Genomic DNA, 22618 nt, shown 5'->3' on the forward strand with positions numbered 1-22618 from the left:
ACCGAGCACGACCAGATCCGCGAAGGAGCCGTAGTGGCCGCCGCCGAATTCCCCCTGCCCGACGTGGGTGAAGGTCTCACCGAGGCCGAGATCGTGCAGTGGCGCGTCGCGATCGGGGACGAGATCGCCGTCGACCAGGTGCTCGTCGAGATCGAGACCGCGAAGTCGCTCGTCGAGCTGCCGTCGCCGTTCGCCGGCACCGTCACGGGCCTGCTCGTGTCCGAGGGGGACACGGTCGAGGTGGGCAAGCCGATCATCCGCGTCGACTCGGACGCGTCGGTCGCCTCCGGTGCGGCCCTCACGCCGCCTGCGGAACAGCCTGGAGGCGCGGCGCCCGTCGCCCAGACCGCCCCGGTCTCGCCCGTGGTCGCGTCCACCCCGCCGGCCCTTGCCGCCCCGTCGGCCCCGGTCGCGCAGACCCCGCCCGCTCCGGCGCGCGCTGCTGCCCCCGCTCCGGTCGCAGCGGCGCCGACCCCCGCTGCTGCGCCTGCACCGGCGGCGCCGGTGCAGCCGGTCGCCGTCGACGCGACCGTCCAGGGCACCGACGAGTCCTCCGGTGCCGTCCTCGTCGGCTACGGCTCGGCGACCTCGTCGCCCTCCCGTCGCAAGCCGGGCGCCCGCCGGGCCGCAGCGCTCGCGGCCGAGGCGAGCCGCGCCTCCAGTGTGGACACCGCCGTGGCGGCCGAAGCCTCCGTCGACCCGGGCGAGGAGAGCACCGCCGAGGCGATCAGCGCCCTCGGCACGGGCTCCGCGCACAAGCAGAGCACTGCGACCAACGTGCTGGCGAAGCCGCCGATCCGGAAGCTCGCGAAGGACCTCGGCGTCGAACTGACCGAGATCGTCGCGACCGGTCTGGCCGGCGAGGTCACCCGTGACGACGTCATCCGGCACGCGAAGCAGGCCAGCGTCTTCCGGAACATCGAGACGCCCGAGTGGGGTGAGGTCCGCAGCGAGACGATCCCGGTCAAGGGCGTCCGCAAGGCCATCGCGACCGCGATGACCACGTCCGCGTTCACGGCACCGCACGTGTCGCTGTTCGTCGACGTCGACGCGACCCACACGATGGAGTTCGTCAAGCGGCTCAAGGCCTCGCCGACGTTCGCCGGCGTCAAGGTCTCGCCGCTGCTCATCGTCGCGAAGGCCGTCATCTGGGCCGTCCGCCGGAACCGCTCGGTGAACTCGACCTGGACCGACCGCGAGATCATCGTCCACCACTTCGTGAACCTCGGCATCGCCGCGGCGACCCCGCGCGGGCTCATCGTGCCGAACATCAAGGACGCGCAGGACATGTCGCTGCTCGAGCTGGCGCAGGCGCTCGAGGAACTCACCCTGACCGCCCGCGACGGCAAGACCACGCCGAAGCAGATGGCGAACGGCACGGTGTCGATCACGAACATCGGTGTGTTCGGCATGGACACCGGGACCCCGATCCTCAACCCCGGCGAGGTCGCGATCGTCGCCATGGGCACGATCAAGCCGAAGCCGTGGGTCGTCGACGGCGAGGTCCGTTCGCGCATGGTGACCACGATCGGTGCGTCGTTCGACCACCGGGTCGTCGACGGTGACGTGGCGTCCCGCTTCGTGCACGACGTCGCCTCGGTGCTCGAGGAGCCCGCGCTCCTGCTCGACTAGCGTCGGTCGTTCCGCTTCGTGAGCAGCAATGGTCGGGGTGCTTCGAGCCACTCGACCATTCCTGCTCACCATCTGCGGGCTTCCGCAAACGTCGCGTGGTGTTCACACGGATGTCGGAGGTCAGCGGCATGATCGGTGCATGGTCCACCAGCTCCTGACCCCCTCGCAGGAGATCCGAACGGATCGCCTCCTGCTCACCCCGCTGACCCCGGCTGACATCGACGACGTGCACGCGCTCTTCTCGGACGCCCGCACGTGGCAGCACCTGCCCACGGGTCGGCACGTGGCGCGGAGTTCGAGCGTGGACATGGTGCAGCGCAAGATCGGCGGTCGTGCACGCCACGGCCTCGGGTCCTGGGCGGTCCGCAGCGCCTCCGACCACGCCTTCGTGGGTGTGGGCGGGGTCGACATGACCGCCGGTGGGGTCTGGAACCTCGGCTACCGTCTGGCGCCCGCGGCCTGGGGACAGGGCTTCGCGTCCGAGATCGCCCTCGCTGCCGTGCGTGCCGCCGCCGACACCGCTCCGGACGTCCCGGTGACCGGCCGGGTGCTCACGAACAACCCCGCTTCCGCAGCCGTGCTGCGTCGTGCCGGGCTGTCGCTGGTGTGGCAGGGGGCTCCGGCTGCGCAGAACCGTGCGGCCGCCGGCGTCGAGGGGCAGGTCTGGACGGATCGGCTGCTCTCCGACGAGCAGTTCGCCTGGCTCGTCGCCAACGCCTGACCCGTCAGCGAGCGGGTCCGCCGAGCGTGATGCTCCGTGCGGCGCGCGCTTCGACCGATGACGAGTGCGTCGCGATCAGGACGGCCGCTCCGTCGGCCGCCAGCTCGTCCAGCAGGTCGAGCACCATCGCGGCGTTGCCGTCGTCGAGGGCGCTCGTCGGCTCGTCGGCGAGGATGACCGACGGACGCTTCACCAGGAGCCGCGCCATCGCGACGCGTTGCTGCTCGCCGCCGCTGAGTTCGTGGACGCGGTCCGTTCCGCGTCCGGCCAGACCGACACGGTCGAGGGCCTCGCCCGTCCGGATGCCTCGGTGTCTCCGCCGTCCGTCCGGCAGACGAACCACGTCGACGTTCGACTGGACCGTCATGTCGGGTACCAACCCGAAGTCCTGGAACAGGTACCCGAGGTGGCGCCGCCGGATCAGTCGTGCCCGCCGCTCGTTCGAGCCCGCTGACTCTCCGTTGATCCGGATCGTGCCGCCGTCGAGGGCATCGACGTGCCCGACACAGTCGAGCAGCGTCGACTTCCCGCAGCCGCTCGGCCCGACCAAGCCGACGATCTCTCCGCCTGCCACCTCGAACGTCAGGTCGTGCCACAGTGCACGGCCTCCGCGACGCTTCGATGCGTTCCGTACCTCGATCATCGTGATCCGTTCCCTCGGTTGCGTGCAGTGCTCCGTGCCGTGACGGCCATGACGACGAGGCTGGTGGCGCTCACCGCCGCGAGCGTCACGAGCGCGAGCGCCCCGGCGACTCCGGCCGACTGCGCGACCGGGTCGAGTGCCGATCTGAGCCCGCTTCCGTCCGGGCGTTGCGACCACCAGGTGTTGACGACGGCGATGACGGCGATCGAGACCAGACCGGCTTCGATCGTCAGCAGGCCAGCATCGGTGCGGACGGGCGAGATGCCACTGGTGAACTTCGCGAACAGCGCACGGCCGTGACGGCGTCGGTGCGCGATCGTGGCGACCATCCCGAGCATGACGCTGACGGCGAGGGTGCTGACCAGGGTGCCCGTCCCGATCGCCACGGTCGTCGCTGCGTGCCGTGCCTGTTCCGCCGCAGACTGACCCACCGCGACGACCGCGCTGAACTCGGCGCGGAGGCCCGACGCGTCGATCGACCGCTCGGCGGCAGCACGGGACGTGAAGACGACGTCTCCGGTCGACAACCACGATCCGAGTTCATCGGCCGAGAAGACGTCGACCGGCGTGGGGACGACCACGATCACGGCATCGTCGAGCCACGCGCGCGACGATGCGTCGTCCGGGTACGAGTAGACCTGCTGGCGTGCCAGCGTGCCACCGGTGACGCGCTCGAGGAGGGCGTCGGGTGCATCTCGCAACTGCCATTCGGTCAGACCCGCGACGAGCCGGTCGCGGGAGAGCTCACTGTCGGCAGGCATCCACACTGCGATCTCCGCGCCGTCGGTGGTGATGCGGGCCCCGTCCGCGGAACGGACGTCCTGCAGGTCGAGGTAGCCCTGGTCGACGACGAGCGCAGGAACCGTCGACTTTCCTCGGCCACTCGACACTTCGACCGCGGCGGCGAGGAACGCATCACGCCGCTCGAGCGCCCCTCCGGCGAAATCGCCGATGCGGTCCCAGTAGGCCTGCTCCTCGACCGGGCGGGGATCCGGGGTGACCCAGAGCTGGACGGTTTCGCCGGCCGCCCGAAGATCCCGTTCTGCCGTTCCCTGCCGCGCGGTGGTCACCGCCCCGGTCAGTTCGAAGACGGCCGCGACGAGCAACAGCAGCGCGGGCACCCGTGCGATCTGTGCGACGAGCAGGAGCGTGCCCGCTGGTCGAGCGCCCCGCAGTGCGCCGGCCAGCGGCTGTCGACACGCGAGCACCGTGCCGATCGTGTGCGCGACGACGACCGGAACGAGCAGCCCCACGCAGAACACCGAGATCGCGGCGGCGAGGGTCGCCGCCGAAGCGAGCCCGTTGTAGAACCAGAGCCCGATGGCGGCGACGGGTGCTCCGATGGCGATGACGAGCACGGCGGTCCGGAGCTCAACCAGCTCCTGGACGACGATGGCGGCTGTGGTGTCTCCGTGCAGTCGGCGGACTGCGCTGCGGCGAGGGGCCCCGACGGTCGTCATCAGGCAGAGCGCCACGCATCCCGAGACCAGTGCTCCGACCAGGGCCAGGGTCTGATCCAAGCCGTCGGTGACGCCGATGCGTTGCAGGAGCGGCACGCGCTCCACGCTGACCTCGTACCCGGCGTCTGTCAGTGCGCTCACGACGGCTCGCCGAGCGTCGTCGTCCCCGAAGATCGAGTACGAGCCGGTCGGGTCGAACTGGTCGAGTTCCGACATCGGACGGACGGTGGTGGCCATCGACCTCGTGAAGTCCTCGTACCCGTCGAGGAGCCAGCCGGCACCGCGGCTCGAGGGCGCGTCGGTGACGAGCGCCACGCGCCGCGTCGTCGGAGCTTCGCGGTCCGCCACCACCCGTGCGATCGTCGCGTGCTCGGCCTCGGCGACCTGCTCGAGCGCGGTCGCGACCCGCTGGTTCGATCTGGTCTCAGCACCGGCGGCAGCGGTCGCCACGGACGAGGCGCCCACGATGCCGGCTTCACTGACCTGCACCAGGCCGATGAAGCCCAGGACGGCAGCCAGGAGGGGCGGGACGAGGTAGGCGAGCGTCACCGATCGGATGTTCATGGTCCCCCTTGCGGCGAGCGTGAGCCGGAGCGGACGGTCTCTCGGACCGCCCGCTCCCGGTCTCAGCAGTTGTGGTAATACGCCTTGTTGCCGCTGCGCGCCTTCGGTGTCATCGCCATCGCGTACCGGCCGCCTGGCACGTTCGTGACGCGCTTCGACTTCTTGCCGACCGCGGTCGCGCCGTGGCACCGCTTCTCGCGGAAGTAGTTCGACCAGGTGTCGTCCTTGCCGACGCCCCATTGCCAGAAGCTCCCGCCCCCGCCGTCGTTGTCGGTACCGATGCCGCTGGTCTCACCGCTCGCACTTGCACCGGAAGCAGCGACGGCCACTCCGCCGGCTTCCGACCCTGATCCCATGACCTCGAACTGCGCAGCTGATACCGCCGTCGCAGTGCCCGTGATCAGGCCGACGGTGAGACCGAGGCCGACGAGCATCTTCGTTCTGGACTTGTGCATGACTGTTTCCTCCCATGTGCCCCCCGATGAGGCTCGACCGATCGTGGCAGCGGTGCAGTACTGATGTCAAGAATCTGAAATGCATGTTCCACCACGGCAGGGATCGCCGACGTTGGTCTTCCCGGCCTGACTCGCTACTGTGATGGGAACTGGTCATGTCCGCGCATGACCACCGCCCAGGACCAGCAACGGAGCACGAGGGACGCATGACGAGCCGCATCACCGAGGGTGCCGAACCGAAGCACCAGCAGCTGCGGCGCATCCTGCTCGACCTCGTCACCACGCGACTGGCTCCCGGTGCCGCGATCCCGTCCGAACGCCAGCTCATCGCCGAGTACGGCGTCTCCCGGATCACCGTGCGTGAGGCCCTCGGGCAGCTGGTCAACGAGGGCTACCTGGAGCGCGTCCGCGGCAAGGGCACCTTCGTGGCGCACCGGCCCGTGCAGTCGACGCTGCACCTCGCCTCGTTCACCGAGGAGATGCGGGCGATGGGGCACGAGCCGACCACCGTGGTGCTCGTGCGCGAAGAGCGGGTACCGCCGGCCGACACCGCCGCAGCCCTGCGGATCGACCCGGACGTGCCGGCCTTCCACGTGAAGCGCCTGCGGATGGCCGATGGCGCTCCGGTGTCGATCGACGACGCCTGGCTCGTGGCCGACGCGTTCCCGGGCCTGCTCGACCACGACCTGTCCGGGTCGGTGTACTCGATCATCGCCACGGAGTACGGCACCCCGATCGACCGCGCGCAGCAGACCGTCGCGGCGAACCCGGCGGCCGACGACGTCGCGACGCTGCTCGGGACGAAGACCGGAGCGCCGGTGCTCGAGTTCGACCGGGTGTCGTACGCGGGGGAACGCCCCGTGGAGCACACCCGCAGCTGGTACCGCTCGGACCGCTACCGGGTGCAGATGGAGGTCACGGCGACCCCCGCGGTCGCGTAGTCCGCCCGACAACGCGAAAGCGACTGTGTGCCGCGGGTGTTCCGCAGTACACAGTCGCTCTCGAAGGGGGAAGTGGCCCTAGACCTCGAAGAGGGTGTCGCCGTCGAGCACCGTGGTGCCGACCGTCCCCTGGTCGACGCTGTCCGGCGTCGAACCGAGCACCACGACCGGGCAGATCGGCGAGTACCCGGCGGCCGAGATGACCGACGGGGTGAACCGGACGACGGGGTCACCGGCGGTGACGGTGTCGCCCTCGGTCGCGAGGAGCTCGAAGCCCTCGCCGGAGAGCTTCACGGTGTCGATGCCGACGTGCACCAGGACGTCGGTGCCCGCGGCACCCTGCAGGGCGAACGCGTGCGGGTGCAGCTTGACGATGGTGCCGTCGACCGGGGCCACCGCGGTGATCGCACCCTCGACGCCCGTCGGGTCGACCGCGACGCCCGCGCCGACCAGCTGCCCGGCGAACACCGGGTCGGGCACGTCGGCGAGGGCGACGACCGGGCCGCCGAACGGGGTGCGGACGACGGTCACAGTTCGTCCTGGATGTCCTGGGCGAGGTTGTCGGCGACCGTGCCGACGATGACCTGCCAGCCGGTGCCGCCTCCGACGACGGCCTGGGCTCCGGCTGCCTGCAGGGCGGCCTTGTCGACCAGGTCCCCGTCCTCGACCTCGACGCGGAGGCGCGTGATGCAGCCCTCGACCTCTTCGATGTTCTCGGCACCGCCGAGTGCGGCGATGATGTCGGCTGCCTTGATGTCGGCCATCGTTTCCTCCTCGTTAAGGGTTTGCGTCGCAGGTTGACACCGGACCGCTCTCGGATCAGACTACGGAACTGGTCATGACCGGACAGGACCGGACCTGGCGACACCGCCGAGGTTACCTGCGCTGGCTACACGACTCAACTCACCCCGACAGCTCCACCCAATGACGAGAGGACCTCCGATGAGCGCCACCACTGCCACGGATGTGCCGGAGAAGAAGAAGCCGAAGAAGCAGTCACGGCTGTTCGCACAGGCCCAGCGCCTCGGACGGAGCCTGCTCCTGCCGATCGCGGTCATGCCCGCGGCGGGCATCCTGAACCGCATCGGCCAGCCCGACCTCCTCGGTGCGATCCCCGGCTTCGAGACGGGCGCCGGAGTCATCTCGGCTGCCGGCCAGGCGATCTTCACGTGGCTCCCGCTGCTGTTCGCGGTGGGCATCGCGATCGGCTGGGCGAAGAAGTCCGACGGCACCACCGCGCTCGCTGCGGTCGTCGGCTACATGGTCATGTACGAGGTGTTCGCAGTGATGTCGCCGGTCGTCCTCGCCGGGGTCAAGAACGCCAATGGCGAGCAGGCCACGATCAACTACGGGGTGCTCGGCGGCATCGTGATGGGGCTCGTCTCCGCCGTGATGTGGGAGAAGTTCCACCGCACGAAGATGCCCGACTTCCTCGGGTTCTTCTCCGGTCGCCGCCTGGTTCCGATCCTGACGGCCGCTGCGGGTCTCGTCATCGCCGTCGCGATGTCGTTCGTCTACCGCTACTTCGACATCGCACTGACCGCGGCCGGGACGGCCGTGGCCGACAACGCCGTGATCGGCGGCGGCATCTTCGGCTTCGCGAACCGCATGCTCATCCCGATCGGGCTGCACCAGCTGCTCAACTTCTTCCCGTGGTTCCAGCTCGGCAGCTTCACCAACGCGGCCGGCGACCTCGTCCACGGTGACATCCCTCGCTTCCTCGCTGGCGACCCGACCGCCGGTATCTTCCAGACCGGCTTCTTCCCGATCATGATGTTCGCGCTGCCCGCCGGTGCCCTGGCGATCTGGCGCAACGCCAAGCCGCAGAACCGCAAGCTCGTCGGCGGGATCATGATCTCCGCCGCACTGACCTCGTTCGTCACGGGCATCACCGAGCCGCTCGAGTACTCGTTCATGTTCGTCGCGTTCCCGCTCTACGTGATCCACGCGGTGCTCACGGGTACCTCGCTCGCCCTGGTGAACGCCCTCGGGATCCACGACGGGTTCTCGTTCTCGGCCGGTGCGATCGACTACGTGCTGAACTTCGGCAAGGCGGACGGTGCGATCTGGCTCATCCCGATCGGCCTCGGCTACGCGGTCGTGTACTACTTCCTGTTCAGTTTTGTGATCAAGAAGTGGAACCTCCGCACGCCCGGCCGTGAAGAGGACACGATCGCCGAGAACACGATCGACGCGGCCACCAAGCCGTAGACGCGCGTTCCGATGGACGGGAGGCCCGGTGCCAGCTGGCACCGGGCCTCCCGTCCGTCTCCCGGTCGCGCTGAGAGCCCTCATAGCGGTTTTGACAATCGTTATCAGTAGGCGTTAGCGTCGTGCCATGCACAACCGCCTCCTCGCCCTCCCGCTCGTCGCCGGCGCCGCCGCGCTCGCCCTGACCGGGTGCGCCACCTCGTCCGCCTCGGGGGAGGCCAGCAGCAGTGACGGCACGATCAACGTCGTCGCCTCCACCAACGTCTACGGCTCGATCGTCAAGACGATCGGTGGCGACGCCGTCACCGTGACGAGCATCCTGAGCGACCCGTCGCAGGACCCGCACTCGTTCGAGTCGAGCGCCCGCACGCAGCTCTCCGTGTCCAAGGCCGACCTGCTCATCGAGAACGGTGGCGGCTACGACGACTTCATGACGACACTCGCGAACGCCTCGGACACCAAGGCGGACACGATCAACGTCGTGAAGCTCTCCGGCCTCGACAAGGGCGGCAGCGCCGAGTTCAACGAGCACGTCTTCTACAGCTACCCGACGATGGTGAAGCTGGTCGAGGCGGTCACGAAGGACCTCAGCGCGCTCGACGAGAGCGGCAAGGACGCCTTCGAGAAGAACGCCGCAACGCTCACCACCAAGCTCGAGGACCTCGAGTCCCAGACCGAGGCCGTCAAGAAGCAGGACTCCGGCGACAAGGTGGCGTACACGGAGCCGGTGCCCGGGTACCTGTTCGACGCGATGGGGCTCGAGAACGAGACCCCGCCGGACTTCTCCGAGGCCATCGAGGAAGGCGACGACGTCCCGCCGGCGGCCCTCCGCGACACCCTCGCGCTGTTCACCGGCAAGCGCGTGCAGCTCCTCGCCTACAACAACCAGGCGTCCAGCCCCGAGACCGAGCAGGTCCAGAAGGCGGCCGAGCAGAACGACATCCCCGTCGTCGGTGTCACGGAGACGCTCCCCACGGGGCAGGATTACGTCTCGTGGCAGCAGGCGAACATCGACGCGGTGAAGGCAGCGCTCCAGAAGTGACGACCTCGACCGCAGCAGCGGCGACCCACAGCCCGGCGACCACCACGGTGGACGACCGGGCTGCGGCTCGTCCGGTCCTCGCGCTCCGCGACGCCGGGTTGTCGTACGGCGCCCGGAAGCTCTGGGCAGGCCTCGACCTCGACCTCGCGCCGGGGGAGTTCGTCGCGGTCCTCGGCCCGAACGGCGCCGGCAAGACCTCACTGCTCCGCACCGTCCTCGGGCAGCAGCGGCTGACGAGCGGCACGATGTCGTTCCTCGGGCAACCGGTGCACCGCGGCCACCGGAAGATCGGCTACATCCCGCAGCAGCGTCTGATGGAGGCGGGCACGCCCCTGCGCGCGCGGGACATGATCGCCCAGGGCGTGACCGGGCACCGGTGGGGCATCCGACGGGCGTCGAAGGCCGACCGGATGCGCATCGACCGGGTCCTCGACGAGGTCGGCGCCACCGCCTTCGCGGACGCCCCGGTCGCCGAGCTCTCCGGCGGAGAACAGCAGCGCACCCGCGTCGGGCAGGCCATCGCAGCCGACCCCGCCCTGCTGCTGTGCGACGAACCCCTCATCTCGCTCGACCTGCGGCACCAGCGCGGGATCACCGAGCTCATCGACCGTGAGCGCCGACAGCGCGAGGCCGCCGTGCTGTTCGTGACGCACGACGTGAACCCGATCCTCGACGTGGTCGACCGGGTCCTCTACATCGCCGGCGGTCGGTTCCGGATCGGTTCACCGGACGAGGTCCTGCGCGCCGACGTGCTCAGCGACCTGTACGGCACGCCCGTCGACGTCGTCCGCACCATGGGACGCATCGTCATCGTCGGGGCGAACGAGGCCCACGAGCACCACCCGGGCGAGGTCGACCCGCACGCCGACCAGCCCGACGAAGGGCGGATCTGATGGACCTGCTATCGACCGTCTTCTCGTTCCAGGACTACGGCGAGCTCCTCGTGCTCGTGCAGAACTCGATCTGGGCCGGCGCGGTGCTCGGCATCGTCGGCGGGCTCATCGGCCCGTTCGTCGTCGCCCGGAACATGCCGTTCGCCGTGCACGGCATCTCGGAGCTCTCGTTCGCCGGGGCCAGCGCCTCGCTGCTGCTCGGAGTGAACGTGGTGTCCGGATCGCTCGTCGGGTCGGTCATCGCCGCCCTGCTCATCGGCCTCCTCGGGTCGCGTGCCCGGGAACGCAACTCGATCATCGCCGTCCTCATGCCGTTCGGGCTCGGGCTCGGCATCCTCTGCCTGGCGCTCTACAAGGGCCGGGCCGCCAACAAGTTCGGGCTGCTCACCGGGCAGATCGTCTCGGTCGACAACCCGCAGCTGACGTTCCTGATCGTGGTCGCCGCGATCGTCGTGGCGACACTGCTCGTCATCTGGCGCCCGCTGATGTTCGCCTCGGTCGACCCCGATGTAGCTGCGGCCGCGGGGATCCCGGTGCGGACCCTCGCGATCGTGTTCATGCTCGTGCTCGGACTGGCCACCGCCGTGTCGGTGCAGATCGTCGGAGCGTTGCTCGTGCTCTCCCTGCTCGTCACCCCGGCGGCCGCGGCCCTGCGCCTCAGCTCGCACCCGGTCGTCGTGCCGGTGCTGTCGACGGTGTTCGCGGTGACGTCGGTCGTCGGTGGCATCCTGCTCGCACTGGGCGGCGGCCTGCCGATCAGCCCGTACGTGACGACCATCTCGTTCGCGATCTGGGTGGTCTGCCGGATCATCGGGTCGCGACGCGACAAGCGGGGACGCAACCGCGTCGCCGGCCGGAGCCAGCGTGGCGGGGGCGAGCCGGGCCTCCAGGCAGGGACGACGTCGACAGCCGGTCGGAAGGAAGAGGTGCCAGCATGAACGCCGTGCAGAAGACCAAGCGGAACACGTGGCAGCGCGAAGCGGTGCGCGGAGCCCTCGACTCGACCGAGGGGTTCGTCAGCGCGCAGGCGCTGCACCAGCACCTGCGGGACGAGGGATCGACCATCGGTCTGGCCACCGTCTACCGGGCGCTCGCCGACCTGGCCACCGAGGGTGACGCCGACTCCCTGCAGCAGGACGGCGAATCGCTGTACCGGGCGTGCACGACGGACGCACACCACCACCACCTGATCTGCCGGAACTGCGGCCGGACCGTCGAGATCGAGGCGGACCCGGTGGAGCAGTGGGCGCAGGACGTCGCCGCCGCCAACGGGTTCACCAACGCCAGTCACGTCGTCGACATCTTCGGCGAGTGCGCCGTCTGCACGGCAGCCCGCACGACGGACTCCACCGGCGAGTAACCTGCCCCGCATGCACGTCATCCTGGTCCCCGGGTTCTGGCTCGACGCGAGCGCATGGGACGACGTCGCCCCGGTGCTCCGGGAAGCCGGGCACTCGGTGCAGGCCGTCACGCGCGACGGCGACACGCTCGACGAGCAGGTCGCCGCGCTGGTCGCGATCCTGGACGACGTCGCGTCCGCCGACGAACCCGTCGTGCTCGCCGGACACTCGGGTGCCGGGCCGATCGCGTACATGGCCGCCGACCAGCGCCCGTCGCTCGTCGCGCACCTGCTCTACGTCGACACGTTCCCGGGGCCGGAAGGCGGGTGCGTCAACGACGAGCTGCCCGTGGTCGACGGGGTCGTGCCGCTGCCGTCGTGGGACATCTGGGAACCCGCCACCGTCCGGGGCATGACGCCCGAGGTCCGGCAGGACGTCGAGCACCGGGCGATCCCCGAGCCGGCCTCGGTGCCGTCGGACCGGTTCCACTACGCCGACCCCGCACGGCACACGATCCCCGCGACGATCATCACCTGCGAGATCCCCGCCGCCGAGCTGCTGGCGATGGTGGCGGACCACCAGGCCTGGGCGGCCGAGCTCGTCGCGACCGAGGAGCTCTCCATCGTCGGGCTCGAGACCGGCCACTGGCCGATGTTCACGGCGCCGCAGCAGCTCGGCGAGCTGATGGTGCAGGCGCTGGCGCCCAAGCCGACGCAGGCGCCGTAGGCGCGCAGCGCCGGGCGCGCGGCCTCGAGCGCGCGTCGCCGTCGAGTGAGCAGAAGACGTCGGGTCCGCCTCCGGCACCCGGCGTCTTCTGCACACTCGAACGCCGTGGGGGCGACCAACGGGGTCACGTGAGCGGTCCGGTCTGCCGCCACGGGCCTCCAGGCCTGGAGGCGCGGCTTGCGACACGCCCGGTCCTCGCGTAACGTGGACCCCTGGTTCTCCGCGTCCGCGCGGCGAACCCGTTGTTCCAAGCCCTCCGACCGTCGCGAACGCCGCGGTCGCGCGGTGTCCGGCTCTCCTTCGACAGGGGATGCGGACCTGGGCGGTGCACACAACCCCCTCGCACGGCCACCCAGGTGGCAGTGCGCGTGTGCACCAGGCAAGTGAACTTGGGTGCGGCCGTCCGGTCGCACGGTACTCAGGAGGAAACCATGGCAGCAGTGTGCCAGGTGACCGGCGCCGTTCCCGGCTTCGGTCACAACATCTCGCACTCGCACCGCCGGACGAAGCGTCGCTTCGACCCGAACGTGCAGAAGAAGACGTACTACGTGCCCTCGCTTCGTCGTAACGTCACGCTCACGCTCAGCGCGAAGGGCATCAAGGTGATCGACGCACGTGGCATCGAGTCCGTCGTCAAGGATCTCCTCGCCCGTGGGGAGAAGATCTGATGGCGAAAAAGGGTCAGGACATCCGTCCGATCATCAAGCTCCGCTCGACGGCGGGCACCGGGTTCACCTACGTGACCAAGAAGAACCGTCGGAACAACCCCGACCGACTCGTGCTCAAGAAGTACGACCCGGTGATCCGCAAGCACGTCGACTTCCGTGAGGAGCGCTAAGCATGGCGAAGAAGAGCAAGATCGCGAAGAACAACCAGCGTGCCGTCATCATCGCGCGCTACGCCGAGCGTCGTCTCGAGCTGAAGAAGGCCCTCGTGGACCCGAACGGCACCGACGAGTCGCGTGAGGCCGCCCGCGTGGGTCTGCAGAAGCTGCCCCGCGACGCATCGCCCATCCGCTACCGCAACCGCGACGCCATCGACGGCCGCCCCCGTGGCCACCTCGGTGAGTTCGGCATCAGCCGTGTCCGTTTCCGTGACATGGCCCACCGCGGCGAGCTCCCCGGCATCACGAAGAGCTCCTGGTAAGCACTCGCAGTACACGACGCCCCGTCACCTCCTGGTGGCGGGGCGTTCGCTGTGTACGGGGTACATGCGAGCCGTCATTCGTCACATCTGCCCCTCCAGCACCCCCTCGGAGCCCCGACAACCCCGGAAATCCGGGCGAGTCGGCGGTTTTCACCCCCGGCGGCTGGTAGGTTCAACTCCGGTTCCGCCGGGCCCTCGGCCCACTGGCACCGTGGCACGGGGCACCCGCTCCGGGCGCCGGACGACACGTGCGTCCGACCGATACTGCAAGAAGTCCGAGGAGGACATCCATGGCTGACAAGTCACTGAACCGCACCGAGCTCGTCGCTGCCGTCGCCGCTGAGTCCGGCCAGAGCCAGGCCACCGTCAACGGCGTCGTCGACGCGCTCTTCAGCGTCGTCTCGTCGTCCGTCGCCGACGGCACGAAGGTCACGATCCCCGGTTGGATCGCCTTCGAGAAGACGCACCGCGCCGCCCGCACCGGCCGCAACCCGCAGACGGGTGACGCCATCGAGATCGCCGCGAGCGACTCGGTCAAGGTCAGCGCCGGCTCGAAGCTCAAGGCTGCGGTCAAGTAAGACTGTTCCGCGCATCGGGAGGGACGGCTTCGGCCGTCCCTTTCGTCGTTCCCGGGGCGTGCGGGCGCGTGGTGCGCGCGTCCTGGCCTGGAGGCCCGTGCCGGTTTGCACAGATCGGCCCGCCCCGTCCGTCGGCCGGGTGGGCACCGCCTAGGCTTGACGGGTGAATCGGATCGCGCGCATCGCCGGTCCCGCCGTGCTCCTGCTCGTCGGGTTCGTGGCGCTGCTCACGGCACTCGTCATCGGTGGGGGCGCGAACCCCGCACTCATCGCCGACCCCGGGCCCGTCGTCCGCTTCGGGCTGCCGATCGCCCGGCTCGTCGTCGACCTGTCCGCGGCCACCACGATCGGTGGGCTCGCACTGGCGACCATCGGCCTCTCGCGCTCCGGCCCCGAGTGGAACCGCGCGATCGACGTCGCCGCCGGGGCCAGTGGTGTCTGGACGGTCGCGTCGGCCGTCGCCACGTTCTGCACGTTCCTCAGCGTCGCCGGTTCGCGGATCAGCATCGACGAGCAGTTCGGGCAGTCGATGGGGGTCTTCCTCACCGGCACCGAGCTCGGGCTCGCCTGGCTCGTGACCGTCCTCGTCGCCGCGGCCGTCACGGTGCTCTGCTTCGCCGTCCGTTCGCGGGGCATGGTCGCCCTGACCGCCGGCGTCTCGATGATCGGCCTCATCCCGCTCGCGCAGCAGGGCCACGCCGCCGGCACCGCGAGCCACGACGCCGCCGTGACGGCCCTGGGGCTGCACCTGGTCGGTGCGGCGCTGTGGGTCGGGGGGCTCGTCATGCTCGTGCTGCTGCGCGGGGTGCTGCCCGGGGACCGGCTGGCCGTGGTCGTGGCCCGGTACTCGAGCATCGCCCTCGGCTGCTTCGTGCTCGTCGCCGTCTCGGGCACCGCGTCGGCGCAGATCCGAGTCGGGGCGCTGTCCAACCTGTTCACCCCGTACGGCACGCTCGTCCTGGTGAAGATCGGTGCGATCGTCGCCATCGGGGTCCTCGGCGCGGTGCAGCGCCGTCGAGCCATCCGTGCGCTGACCACCTCGCCCGGTCGGCAGCGGCCCTTCTGGACCCTCATCGTCGTCGAGCTCGCGGTGATGGGTGTGGCGTCGGGGTTCGCCGCGGCACTCGGACGGACCGCCACGCCGGTCGACCAGATCGCCCTGAGCAAGACCACCGACCCGAGCCCGGCGGAGCTCCTGACGGACGACCTGCTGCCGCACGCGCCCGGTGCGTGGGGCTGGCTGACCGAGTGGAACATCGACCTGTTCTGGCTGATGGCCGCCGTGCTGCTCGCCGCGACGTACGTGGCCGGCGTCGTGCGACTGCGGCGGAGCGGCGTGCGGTGGCCGGCGCGACGCTCGATCGCCGCGGCCCTGGCGATCGTGTCCCTGGTGGTCGCGACCTCGGGCTCGCTGCACCAGTACGACCGGTTCCTCGTCTCGGCGAACGTCGGTGCCCACGTGCTGCTCGGCCTGGTGGTCCCCGCCCTGGTGTGGGCGGCGGCGCCCGTCGCCCTGATCCGCGCCGCCGTGCACCCTCGGAACGACGACAGCACGGGTGTGCGTGAGTGGACGGACGTCATCGTCGATCACCCCTCCGTGCGGTACCTGGCCCAGCCGTTCCCCGCGTTCCTGCTCGCGTCGGCCCTGTGGTGGGCCTTCTTCGCCACCGACGCCGTGCGGTGGTCGGTGAGCGACCCAACCGGTCGTACCGTCAGCGACGCCGTGTTCCTGTTGGTCGGTCTGCTGGCCGTCCCGACGCTCTGCACACCGATCCCTGCCGGGCACCGTCGTCCGACCACGGCTGCCGCCGTCGTCCGGATCGTCGGGGCCGTGGTGATCGCGGCGGGCACCGTCTCGCTCGGGATCGCGATGCGCGGGCCGCTCGGGCTGCTGCAGGCATCGTGGTTCGGTGCGATGGGCCGGACGTGGGGCCCGGATCCGCTCGTCGACCAGGCCCGGGCGGGCCTGGTGCTGATCGTCGCCGGGGTGCTGCTCCTGGTGACCGTGGTCGTGGTGGTGCTCGTGCGGCTGCAGCGTGACGGCGGGGACCCGGCCGACGCCGATGACGCAGTTGCTGCCGGCGACGCAGCTGTGGCCGGTCCGACCGCCGCCGCCGAGCCCGCTGCCAGGGTTGACCAGGACGACCTGGACTTCGACGACGGTAGCGACGACCTCGAACCCTCGCCCGGAGCGGACGCCCGATGAGCATCGAGCTGAGCGACGAACAGCGCGCCGTCTTCGAGTACATCGAGCACACCCGAGACCACGTGTTCATCACCGGCCGGGCCGGCACGGGCAAGTCCACGCTGCTCAACCACCTGTCGTGGAACACCGAGAAGCAGGTCGTCATCTGCGCCCCGACGGGCGTCGCCGCGCTCAACGTCGGCGGCCAGACGATCCACTCCCTGTTCCGGCTGCCGATCGGGCTCATCGCGGACGCCGAGCTGCGGCAGGGCCCGGACACCCGCAAGCTCCTCAACACGATCGACACCCTGGTCATCGACGAGGTCTCGATGGTCAACGCCGACCTGCTCGACGGCATGGACCGGTCGCTCCGCAAGGCCCGCGGTCGGCAGTTCGAGCCGTTCGGGGGTGTGCAGGTCGTGATGTTCGGCGACCCGTACCAGCTGCCCCCGGTGCCCGGCGACGCCGACGAGCGCGCCTACTTCACCGACCACTACCGGTCGATGTGGTTCTTCGATGCCAAGGTGTGGCTCGAGGCCGAGCTGAACATCATCGAGCTCGCCACGGTGCACCGACAGCGCGACGACGCCTTCGCAGCGATGCTCACCGCCGTCCGGCACGGCCGGGTCACCGCGGACATCGCCGAGCAGCTCAACATCGCAGGGGCCCGCCCGGCCCCGGACGACGCCATCACCCTGGCGACCCGCAACGACACGGTCGCCCGGATCAACAAGGCTGCCCTCGAACGGCTGCCCGGCAAGGTGAAGACCGCCAAGGCCGACGTGAACGGCGACTTCGGTGGACGGAACTTCCCGGCCGACGAAGCCCTCGAGTTGAAGCCCGGCGCGCACGTGATGTTCCTGCGCAACGACGCCGACCAGCGCTGGGTGAACGGCACCCTGGGCATCGTGACAGCCATCCGCGACACGGTGTGGGTCGACGTCGACGGTGAGTCGTTCGAGGTCCAGCCCTCGGTGTGGGAGAAGTTCAAGTACTCGTACGACGCGGACAAGAAGGAACTCAAGAAGGACACCGTCGGGGAGTTCCAGCAGTTCCCGCTCCGACTGGCCTGGGCCGTGACCATCCACAAGTCGCAGGGCAGCACCTACGACCGGGCCGTGGTCGACCTCGGCAACCGGGTGTTCAGCGCGGGCCAGACGTACGTGGCGCTGTCGCGGCTGACCTCGCTCGAGGGGCTGTTCCTCACCCGGCCGCTCCGGCCGCAGGACATCATCGTCGACCTGGACGTCCGACGCTTCATGTCCGAGGCGCCCCGCATCGTCGCCACCGAGCTCGAGGCCCCGAAGCAGCAGCCCGACGCCGAGCCCGACGCCGACTGACACGTCCGACTGACCCGTCGGGTCCGCATCGGCCTCACGCCGCCGGCAGGCGCGCCTGCATGCCCGGTCGCACACTGCCGATCGGTCACGACTCCCCGTCGGTCCTGCGCCGAGTGGTCACTCGTCGTCGACTGGAGACTCCGCATCCGACAGTTCGTGACCGGCCGGCGGACCTGAGCGGGGAGTCGTGACCGGACGACAGCCCCCGCCGGACAACCCCGCCGAACCGCCCCCGCACGCAACGACGACGCCCGCCTGCCGGAGCGGCAGACGGGCGTCGGGAGTGCAGTCGAGCGGGTGCGTCAGGCGCGCGCCGCACGCAGTGCGCGGAGGTTCTCCTTGTCGGCACCGATCGCGGTGAGGAGCAGGAGCACACCGACGATCGCGTGGAACACGTTGTCCGTGGTGTTCAGCGCGAAGACGTTGGCCGAGGTGTCGACGAAGACGAAGCCGTACACCGCGAAGAGGACGAGCAGGACCCCGACGAGCAGGTTGCCGTTGCGCGATCCGACGGTGTTGCCGAGGCCGGTGATGAGCAGCACCGCGGCGAGCAGTACCCACACCAGGCAGAGCGCCGGGTTGACGCCGAACGCGTTCCACAGCATGCCGCCCTGGCGGTTGAAGAAGCCCGGGTCGCCGTCGGCGGCGAAGAAGAAGCCCAGGACGCCCCAGAGTGCGAGGACGCCGCCGGCCGTGAGTGCGAGACCCCGGTTCGGCGAGGCGATGATGCCCGGTTCCTTGATGGCCACTTCGGTTTCCTCCTCGTACACTGCCGACGCGACGTGCGTCGGTCCCGCGTGGTGCGACGGCCCGGCGGGGATCACCGATCCCCTCGTGTCAGCGCGCAGTGCACGGCCGACGGGGGTGCGGTTCCCAGCCTCCGGCCGGTGCTCCAACGGTATCGTGTCGGACCCCGACCGACCCAATCGCAGCGCCGCCGCCAGTCGTGCGACGAGCCCGACGACGACCACTCCCAGGAGGACCAGCCCGGTGACCTTGACACCCGAGCGCAGTGCATCCGAGTCGCGCGGACCGTGGGTCTCGCGGCGGGGGCGGTGGGCTGCGCTGGCGGCTCTGGGGTTCGTGATCGTGCCTCTCGTCTACGGGGTCGCGGTGCTGACCCCGGTCGGTCAGAAAGCGGAGGACGCCGCGCTCGGCGGGGTCCGGGAGTCCGACCTGTTCAGTTCGGACACTGCGCTCAACGTCATCTCGGTGCCGGTGATCCTGTTGCTCGTCGTCGTGATCGTCGCCGTGGCCTTCGCCAGACGGCGGCTCTCGGTGGGACTCGGCGCGGGGGTCGTGGTGCTCGCGTCGGCGGCCACCTCGACGCTCGTCAAGCGTATCGCCGTGCGCCCTGAGATCGCTCAGTCGACAACGCCGAACTCGTTCCCGTCCGGGCACGCGACGATCGCGCTGGCGGCGCTGTTCGCGGTCCTGATGGTCACGCCTCGTCGGTTCCGCCCGCTGGTGACCATCGTCGGCGTCGGGTACGCGGTCTTCGTGGCGAACCAGACCGTGGTCTACGGCTGGCACCGGGTCAGCGACATTATCGGCGCCTGCGCGATCGCGATGTTCTGGCTCGGGATCGTCCGCGCGGTCGGACCCCGGGTCGACCGTGGGCTCCGGGGCGACCGTGACGGTCGGCGCGGGCCGCGGCGGGTGGTGAGTGTCGTGCTCCTCGTCGCGACCGGGCTCACGCTGGTGATCGGTGTCGCGGCGCTCGTGGTCGGCCTGACCGGTGACGGCGCGTACGACCACGCCGCGATCCTGGTGGCGGGGCGGTTGGCGTCCAGTGCGAGCGTCCTGGCGGTCGTGACGACGGTGTGGTTCCTCGACGGGATGCACCACGCCGCGCGCACCGACCCGGCGACGCTCGCCCCCTGACCCGGCCACGCTGCCGACCGCCGGCTGACACGGGGAGCTGAGCCGGGCCTCCAGGCCTCCCGACCGACGGGCGCGAGCCTGGCGGGAATGCCACGCCGTGCGCTACGTTGTACCGAGCAAGTCGATGCAAACGCATCGAAATTGCGAAAGGCGGCGCATCATGCAGTTCGGCATCTTCACGGTCAGTGACGTCACGACCGACCCCACGACCGGCACCACGCCGGACGACACCCAGCGCGTCCGCGACATCCTGACGATCGCCGAGCACGCCGACCAGGCCGGGCTCGACGTCTTCGCGACCGGTGAGCACCACAACCCGCCGTTCGTGGCCTCGTCGCCGACCACGCTGCTCGCCTACCTGGCGGCGAAGACGAAGGACATCACGCTGTCCACGTCGACGACCCTGATCACCACGAACGACCCGGTGCGCATCGCCGAGGAGTACGCGATGCTCCAGGTCGTGTCCGACGGCCGCATGGACCTGATGATGGGCCGCGGCAACACCGGCCCCGTCTACCCGTGGTTCGGGCAGGACATCCGCCAGGGCGTCAACCTGGCGATCGAGAACTACGCGCTCGTCCGCCAGCTGTGGGAGAACGACGTCGTCAACTGGCAGGGCAAGTTCCGCACGCCGCTGCAGGGCTTCACCTCGACCCCGCGTCCGCTCGACGGTGTCCCGCCGTTCGTCTGGCACGGCTCGATCCGCACGCCGGAGATCGCCGAGCAGGCGGCCTACTACGGTGACGGCTTCTTCCACAACAACATCTTCTGGCCGATCCAGCACACCGAGCAGATGGTCGGCCTGTACCGCCAGCGCTTCGAGCACTACGGACACGGCCGCGCCGACCAGGCGATCGTCGGGCTCGGCGGGCAGTTCTTCGCGCGGAAGAACTCGCAGGACGCGATCAACGAGTTCCGGCCCTACTTCGACAACGCCCCGGTCTACGGCCACGGCCCCTCGATGGAGGACTTCACCGCCCAGACCCCGCTCACCGTCGGTTCGCCGCAGCAGGTCATCGACCGGTACGCGGCGATGAAGGACCACGTCGGCCACTACCAGCGCCAGCTGTTCCTCATCGACCACGCCGGCCTGCCGCTCAAGACGGTGCTCGAGCAGATCGACATCCTGGCGACGGACATCGTGCCGGAGCTGCGCAAGCTGAACGACGAGGGGCGCCCGGCCGACGTGCCGTCGGACCCGCCGTCGCACGCGGCACGCGCCGCTGCCGCGATGGCGGCCGGCACGGTCGGCAGCGACCACGTCGCCGCCGAGGACGAGTGGACGGGCGCGTCCGTCTGACGCTCGCTTCGTGAGCAGGAACGGTCGGGTCCCGCGAGGTGACCCGACCATTGCTGCTCACCATGCGCGGTGGGCGCGACCCACAGCCGGACGGGAGGGACGGTGCCAGCTGGCACCGGGCCTCCCGGCCGTCTCGGCGCGCGTCCTCGGACCGCACTCGCCTCACGGGGTCAGCGACACCTCACGGGATCGCTGGTGCGTGAGCTGTCGCTCAGCGCGTGAGGTCGGCGGCGGGGCGGGCCGGCACGAGCTTGAGGCCGACGACGCACCCGACGATGCCGGCGATGAACAGCAGGCGCAGGACGGTGACGGGCTCCGCGCCGGTGGCCATGCCCCAGAGCACGGTGAGGGCGGCGCCGGTGCCGGTCCACACCGCGTACGCCGTGCTGATCGGGATGTGCTTCAGGACGTAGCCGAAGGCGACCAGGCTGATCACGATCGTGACGGCGAACACGATCGTCGGTCGGAGCTCGGTGAAGCCGTTGCTCTCGCCGAGGGCGGTCGCCCAGACGGTCTCGAGTGCGGCGCTGACGAACAGGACGATCCAGGCCACGTCAGCTCACCACCTTGAGGCCGATGACGCACGCCACCAGGCCGAAGACCAGGGCGAGGCGGGCGAAGGACGCGGCCTCCTGTCGGCGGAGGATCGCGACGACCACGGTCAGGCTCGCCCCGATGCCGACCCAGACGGCGTAGGCGGTGCCGACGGGGATGCTCTTCATCGCGAACGCCAACCCCACCATGCTCAGCGCCATCCCGGCGACGAACACGATCGTGGGGACGACCTTCTTGAAGCCGTTCGAGGCGCTGAGGGCGGTGGCCCAGACGGCCTCGAGCACGCCGCTGAGCACGAGGATTGCCCATGCCATGACGATGTCCTTTCCTGCGGGAGTCGTTCGTTCTCGTTGTCGTACGACTGTGCGACAACGACCTCGACGGTAGCACGAGTTCGTACGACTGTGCGATTATGGCGTCGTGGCCAGGAGCATGGACGTCGACGAACGGCGCCGCACCGTGTCCGAGGCGGCGTGCCGGGTCCTCGTGCGCGACGGGCTCGGAGCGTTGAGCGTGCGGAACGTCGCCGCCGAGGCCGGACTGCCGCCGAGCACGGTCCGCTACACGTTCCCGACCCAGGCGAGCGTCCGCGAGCACACCATCACGCTCGTGTTCGACCGGATCCGCGAGCGCATCGACGCCATCCCCGACGACCTCACGCCGGCCCGACGCGCACGCCGGATCGTGCTCGAGCTGCTGCCCCTCGACGAGGAGCGGGTCGTCGAGCTCGAGGTCTACCTGGCGCTCGGCAACGCCGCGCTCACCGACGTCGGGCTCCGGCCGACGCTCGACCGGACCGTCGCGGCGATGCGGACGTGGTGCGAGGAGGTCCTCCGGTTGCTCGGGGTACCGGCGGACGACCGGGAGTACGAGGCCTGCCGGCTCCACGCGCTCCTGGACGGACTCGCGATGCAGGTCGTCCGGCTGGCTCCGGGGGAGTCCGGCGACTGGGCGATCGACGTGCTCGACCGACACCTGGACGGCGTCACCGCGGGTTGAGCC

General features: G+C 70.1%; 26 protein-coding genes. 18 read left to right on the forward strand and 8 right to left on the reverse strand.

Annotated features, from left to right (window positions below; genetic code table 11):
* Nucleotides 1-33: 33 nt before the first annotated feature.
* Nucleotides 34-1632, forward strand: a complete 1599-nt coding sequence (locus DEJ02_RS10365) for a dihydrolipoamide acetyltransferase family protein (RefSeq protein ID WP_111032999.1) — start codon at nt 34-36, stop codon at nt 1630-1632.
* Nucleotides 1633-1771: 139 nt separating this feature from the next.
* On the forward strand, nt 1772-2353 hold the full coding sequence (locus DEJ02_RS10370; protein WP_111030920.1) for a GNAT family N-acetyltransferase: 582 nt from the start codon (nt 1772-1774) through the stop codon (nt 2351-2353).
* Nucleotides 2354-2357: 4 nt separating this feature from the next.
* Here the strand turns inward: DEJ02_RS10370 and DEJ02_RS10375 are convergent, their stop codons facing one another.
* From DEJ02_RS10375 to DEJ02_RS10385, 3 genes are all read right to left on the reverse strand, one after another.
* Nucleotides 2358-2996 (reverse strand): ABC transporter ATP-binding protein, encoded by a 639-nt coding sequence (locus tag DEJ02_RS10375; RefSeq protein WP_111033003.1) that lies wholly within the window; start codon nt 2994-2996, stop codon nt 2358-2360.
* A complete protein-coding gene (locus DEJ02_RS10380) occupies nt 2993-5020 on the reverse strand; it encodes a hypothetical protein (RefSeq protein WP_111033005.1) in 2028 nt (675 codons plus the stop codon). The genes DEJ02_RS10375 and DEJ02_RS10380 overlap by 4 nt, the downstream gene beginning before the upstream one ends.
* A 62-nt stretch (nt 5021-5082) precedes the next feature.
* A complete protein-coding gene (locus DEJ02_RS10385; RefSeq protein ID WP_111033007.1) occupies nt 5083-5475 on the reverse strand; it encodes a lactococcin 972 family bacteriocin in 393 nt (130 codons plus the stop codon).
* A 206-nt stretch (nt 5476-5681) separates the two neighbouring features.
* Between DEJ02_RS10385 and DEJ02_RS10390 the strand changes: the two genes are divergently transcribed.
* The gene (locus DEJ02_RS10390) at nt 5682-6416 is read left to right on the forward strand and encodes a GntR family transcriptional regulator (protein WP_017886466.1); all 735 of its coding nucleotides are present in this window, start codon (nt 5682-5684) and stop codon (nt 6414-6416) included.
* A gap of 78 nt (nt 6417-6494) precedes the next feature.
* Here DEJ02_RS10390 and DEJ02_RS10395 read toward each other — a convergent pair whose 3' ends face one another.
* Both DEJ02_RS10395 and DEJ02_RS10400 read right to left on the reverse strand, forming a co-directional pair.
* Nucleotides 6495-6947 (reverse strand): glucose PTS transporter subunit IIA, encoded by a 453-nt coding sequence (locus DEJ02_RS10395; RefSeq protein ID WP_111033009.1) that lies wholly within the window; start codon nt 6945-6947, stop codon nt 6495-6497.
* Nucleotides 6944-7180 (reverse strand): PTS transporter subunit EIIB, encoded by a 237-nt coding sequence (locus tag DEJ02_RS10400; RefSeq protein WP_017886464.1) that lies wholly within the window; start codon nt 7178-7180, stop codon nt 6944-6946. Before DEJ02_RS10400 ends, DEJ02_RS10395 begins: the two co-directional genes overlap by 4 nt.
* Nucleotides 7181-7358: 178 nt before the next feature.
* On the opposite strand from DEJ02_RS10400, the gene DEJ02_RS10405 reads away from it, so the two are divergent.
* The 12 genes from DEJ02_RS10405 to DEJ02_RS10460 all read left to right on the forward strand — a co-directional run bounded on the left by DEJ02_RS10405 (nt 7359) and on the right by DEJ02_RS10460 (nt 17877).
* Nucleotides 7359-8627: a PTS transporter subunit EIIC gene (locus DEJ02_RS10405; protein WP_111033011.1), complete on the forward strand. Its 1269-nt coding sequence runs from the start codon at nt 7359-7361 to the stop codon at nt 8625-8627.
* A 127-nt stretch (nt 8628-8754) separates the two neighbouring features.
* The gene (locus DEJ02_RS10410) at nt 8755-9669 is read left to right on the forward strand and encodes a metal ABC transporter solute-binding protein, Zn/Mn family (RefSeq protein ID WP_111033013.1); all 915 of its coding nucleotides are present in this window, start codon (nt 8755-8757) and stop codon (nt 9667-9669) included.
* A gap of 47 nt (nt 9670-9716) precedes the next feature.
* The gene (locus DEJ02_RS10415) at nt 9717-10562 is read left to right on the forward strand and encodes a metal ABC transporter ATP-binding protein (protein WP_051596603.1); all 846 of its coding nucleotides are present in this window, start codon (nt 9717-9719) and stop codon (nt 10560-10562) included.
* A complete protein-coding gene (locus DEJ02_RS10420) occupies nt 10562-11500 on the forward strand; it encodes a metal ABC transporter permease (RefSeq protein ID WP_111033015.1) in 939 nt (312 codons plus the stop codon). The genes DEJ02_RS10415 and DEJ02_RS10420 overlap by 1 nt, the downstream gene beginning before the upstream one ends.
* On the forward strand, nt 11497-11922 hold the full coding sequence (locus tag DEJ02_RS10425) for a Fur family transcriptional regulator (protein ID WP_111033016.1): 426 nt from the start codon (nt 11497-11499) through the stop codon (nt 11920-11922). Before DEJ02_RS10420 ends, DEJ02_RS10425 begins: the two co-directional genes overlap by 4 nt.
* Before the next feature lie 10 nt (nt 11923-11932).
* Nucleotides 11933-12628, forward strand: a complete 696-nt coding sequence (locus tag DEJ02_RS10430; RefSeq protein WP_071246243.1) for an alpha/beta fold hydrolase — start codon at nt 11933-11935, stop codon at nt 12626-12628.
* Nucleotides 12629-13059: 431 nt separating this feature from the next.
* A complete protein-coding gene (rpmB, locus tag DEJ02_RS10435) occupies nt 13060-13296 on the forward strand; it encodes a 50S ribosomal protein L28 (protein ID WP_027464952.1) in 237 nt (78 codons plus the stop codon).
* Entirely contained in the window at nt 13296-13466 is a 171-nt protein-coding gene (rpmG, locus tag DEJ02_RS10440) for a 50S ribosomal protein L33 (RefSeq protein ID WP_017886456.1), read from the forward strand. Before rpmB ends, rpmG begins: the two co-directional genes overlap by 1 nt.
* A 2-nt stretch (nt 13467-13468) precedes the next feature.
* A complete protein-coding gene (gene rpsN / locus DEJ02_RS10445) occupies nt 13469-13774 on the forward strand; it encodes a 30S ribosomal protein S14 (protein WP_017886455.1) in 306 nt (101 codons plus the stop codon).
* 290 nt (nt 13775-14064) lie between these two features.
* Nucleotides 14065-14352, forward strand: coding sequence for an HU family DNA-binding protein (locus DEJ02_RS10450; protein ID WP_017886454.1), 288 nt, complete (start codon nt 14065-14067; stop codon nt 14350-14352).
* A gap of 163 nt (nt 14353-14515) precedes the next feature.
* The gene (locus DEJ02_RS10455) at nt 14516-16558 is read left to right on the forward strand and encodes a cytochrome c oxidase assembly protein (RefSeq protein ID WP_111033018.1); all 2043 of its coding nucleotides are present in this window, start codon (nt 14516-14518) and stop codon (nt 16556-16558) included.
* Nucleotides 16555-17877, forward strand: a complete 1323-nt coding sequence (locus DEJ02_RS10460) for an ATP-dependent RecD-like DNA helicase (protein WP_111033020.1) — start codon at nt 16555-16557, stop codon at nt 17875-17877. The genes DEJ02_RS10455 and DEJ02_RS10460 overlap by 4 nt, the downstream gene beginning before the upstream one ends.
* A 302-nt stretch (nt 17878-18179) precedes the next feature.
* Here the strand turns inward: DEJ02_RS10460 and DEJ02_RS18470 are convergent, their stop codons facing one another.
* Nucleotides 18180-18626 carry a DUF4383 domain-containing protein gene (locus DEJ02_RS18470; protein ID WP_181433159.1) on the reverse strand — a complete coding sequence of 149 codons (447 nt, stop codon included), beginning with the start codon at nt 18624-18626 and terminating at the stop codon, nt 18180-18182.
* A 241-nt stretch (nt 18627-18867) separates the two neighbouring features.
* On the opposite strand from DEJ02_RS18470, the gene DEJ02_RS10470 reads away from it, so the two are divergent.
* Both DEJ02_RS10470 and DEJ02_RS10475 read left to right on the forward strand, forming a co-directional pair.
* A complete protein-coding gene (locus DEJ02_RS10470; protein WP_111033022.1) occupies nt 18868-19761 on the forward strand; it encodes a phosphatase PAP2 family protein in 894 nt (297 codons plus the stop codon).
* Nucleotides 19762-19921: 160 nt separating this feature from the next.
* Nucleotides 19922-21061 (forward strand): CE1758 family FMN-dependent luciferase-like monooxygenase, encoded by a 1140-nt coding sequence (locus tag DEJ02_RS10475; protein WP_027464948.1) that lies wholly within the window; start codon nt 19922-19924, stop codon nt 21059-21061.
* A gap of 211 nt (nt 21062-21272) precedes the next feature.
* On the opposite strand, the gene DEJ02_RS10480 is transcribed toward DEJ02_RS10475, so the two are convergent.
* Both DEJ02_RS10480 and DEJ02_RS10485 read right to left on the reverse strand, forming a co-directional pair.
* Entirely contained in the window at nt 21273-21614 is a 342-nt protein-coding gene (locus tag DEJ02_RS10480) for a multidrug efflux SMR transporter (protein WP_111033024.1), read from the reverse strand.
* 1 nt (nt 21615) lies between these two features.
* A complete protein-coding gene (locus DEJ02_RS10485) occupies nt 21616-21930 on the reverse strand; it encodes a multidrug efflux SMR transporter (RefSeq protein WP_027464946.1) in 315 nt (104 codons plus the stop codon).
* Between the two features lie 106 nt (nt 21931-22036).
* Between DEJ02_RS10485 and DEJ02_RS10490 the strand changes: the two genes are divergently transcribed.
* A complete protein-coding gene (locus tag DEJ02_RS10490) occupies nt 22037-22615 on the forward strand; it encodes a TetR/AcrR family transcriptional regulator (RefSeq protein WP_258320885.1) in 579 nt (192 codons plus the stop codon).
* Nucleotides 22616-22618: the final 3 nt, after the last annotated feature.

It is taken from the genome of Curtobacterium sp. MCLR17_042, assembly GCF_003234695.1.
Classification (GTDB): domain Bacteria; phylum Actinomycetota; class Actinomycetes; order Actinomycetales; family Microbacteriaceae; genus Curtobacterium; species Curtobacterium flaccumfaciens.

What these genes read in the sequence shown, in the direction of transcription:
- DEJ02_RS10370 (WP_111030920.1), top strand. Translation starts at nt 1,772, where the DNA reads ATGGTCCACCAGCTCCTGACCCCCTCGCAGGAGATCCGAACGGATCGC.
- DEJ02_RS10375 (WP_111033003.1), bottom strand. Translation starts at nt 2,996, where the DNA reads ATGATCGAGGTACGGAACGCATCGAAGCGTCGCGGAGGCCGTGCACTG.
- DEJ02_RS10380 (WP_111033005.1), bottom strand. Translation starts at nt 5,020, where the DNA reads ATGAACATCCGATCGGTGACGCTCGCCTACCTCGTCCCGCCCCTCCTG.
- DEJ02_RS10385 (WP_111033007.1), bottom strand. Translation starts at nt 5,475, where the DNA reads ATGCACAAGTCCAGAACGAAGATGCTCGTCGGCCTCGGTCTCACCGTC.
- DEJ02_RS10390 (WP_017886466.1), top strand. Translation starts at nt 5,682, where the DNA reads ATGACGAGCCGCATCACCGAGGGTGCCGAACCGAAGCACCAGCAGCTG.
- DEJ02_RS10400 (WP_017886464.1), bottom strand. Translation starts at nt 7,180, where the DNA reads ATGGCCGACATCAAGGCAGCCGACATCATCGCCGCACTCGGCGGTGCC.
- DEJ02_RS10405 (WP_111033011.1), top strand. Translation starts at nt 7,359, where the DNA reads ATGAGCGCCACCACTGCCACGGATGTGCCGGAGAAGAAGAAGCCGAAG.
- DEJ02_RS10410 (WP_111033013.1), top strand. Translation starts at nt 8,755, where the DNA reads ATGCACAACCGCCTCCTCGCCCTCCCGCTCGTCGCCGGCGCCGCCGCG.
- DEJ02_RS10420 (WP_111033015.1), top strand. Translation starts at nt 10,562, where the DNA reads ATGGACCTGCTATCGACCGTCTTCTCGTTCCAGGACTACGGCGAGCTC.
- DEJ02_RS10425 (WP_111033016.1), top strand. Translation starts at nt 11,497, where the DNA reads ATGAACGCCGTGCAGAAGACCAAGCGGAACACGTGGCAGCGCGAAGCG.
- DEJ02_RS10430 (WP_071246243.1), top strand. Translation starts at nt 11,933, where the DNA reads ATGCACGTCATCCTGGTCCCCGGGTTCTGGCTCGACGCGAGCGCATGG.
- rpmB (WP_027464952.1), top strand. Translation starts at nt 13,060, where the DNA reads ATGGCAGCAGTGTGCCAGGTGACCGGCGCCGTTCCCGGCTTCGGTCAC.
- rpmG (WP_017886456.1), top strand. Translation starts at nt 13,296, where the DNA reads ATGGCGAAAAAGGGTCAGGACATCCGTCCGATCATCAAGCTCCGCTCG.
- rpsN (WP_017886455.1), top strand. Translation starts at nt 13,469, where the DNA reads ATGGCGAAGAAGAGCAAGATCGCGAAGAACAACCAGCGTGCCGTCATC.
- DEJ02_RS10450 (WP_017886454.1), top strand. Translation starts at nt 14,065, where the DNA reads ATGGCTGACAAGTCACTGAACCGCACCGAGCTCGTCGCTGCCGTCGCC.
- DEJ02_RS10460 (WP_111033020.1), top strand. Translation starts at nt 16,555, where the DNA reads ATGAGCATCGAGCTGAGCGACGAACAGCGCGCCGTCTTCGAGTACATC.
- DEJ02_RS10475 (WP_027464948.1), top strand. Translation starts at nt 19,922, where the DNA reads ATGCAGTTCGGCATCTTCACGGTCAGTGACGTCACGACCGACCCCACG.
- DEJ02_RS10485 (WP_027464946.1), bottom strand. Translation starts at nt 21,930, where the DNA reads ATGGCATGGGCAATCCTCGTGCTCAGCGGCGTGCTCGAGGCCGTCTGG.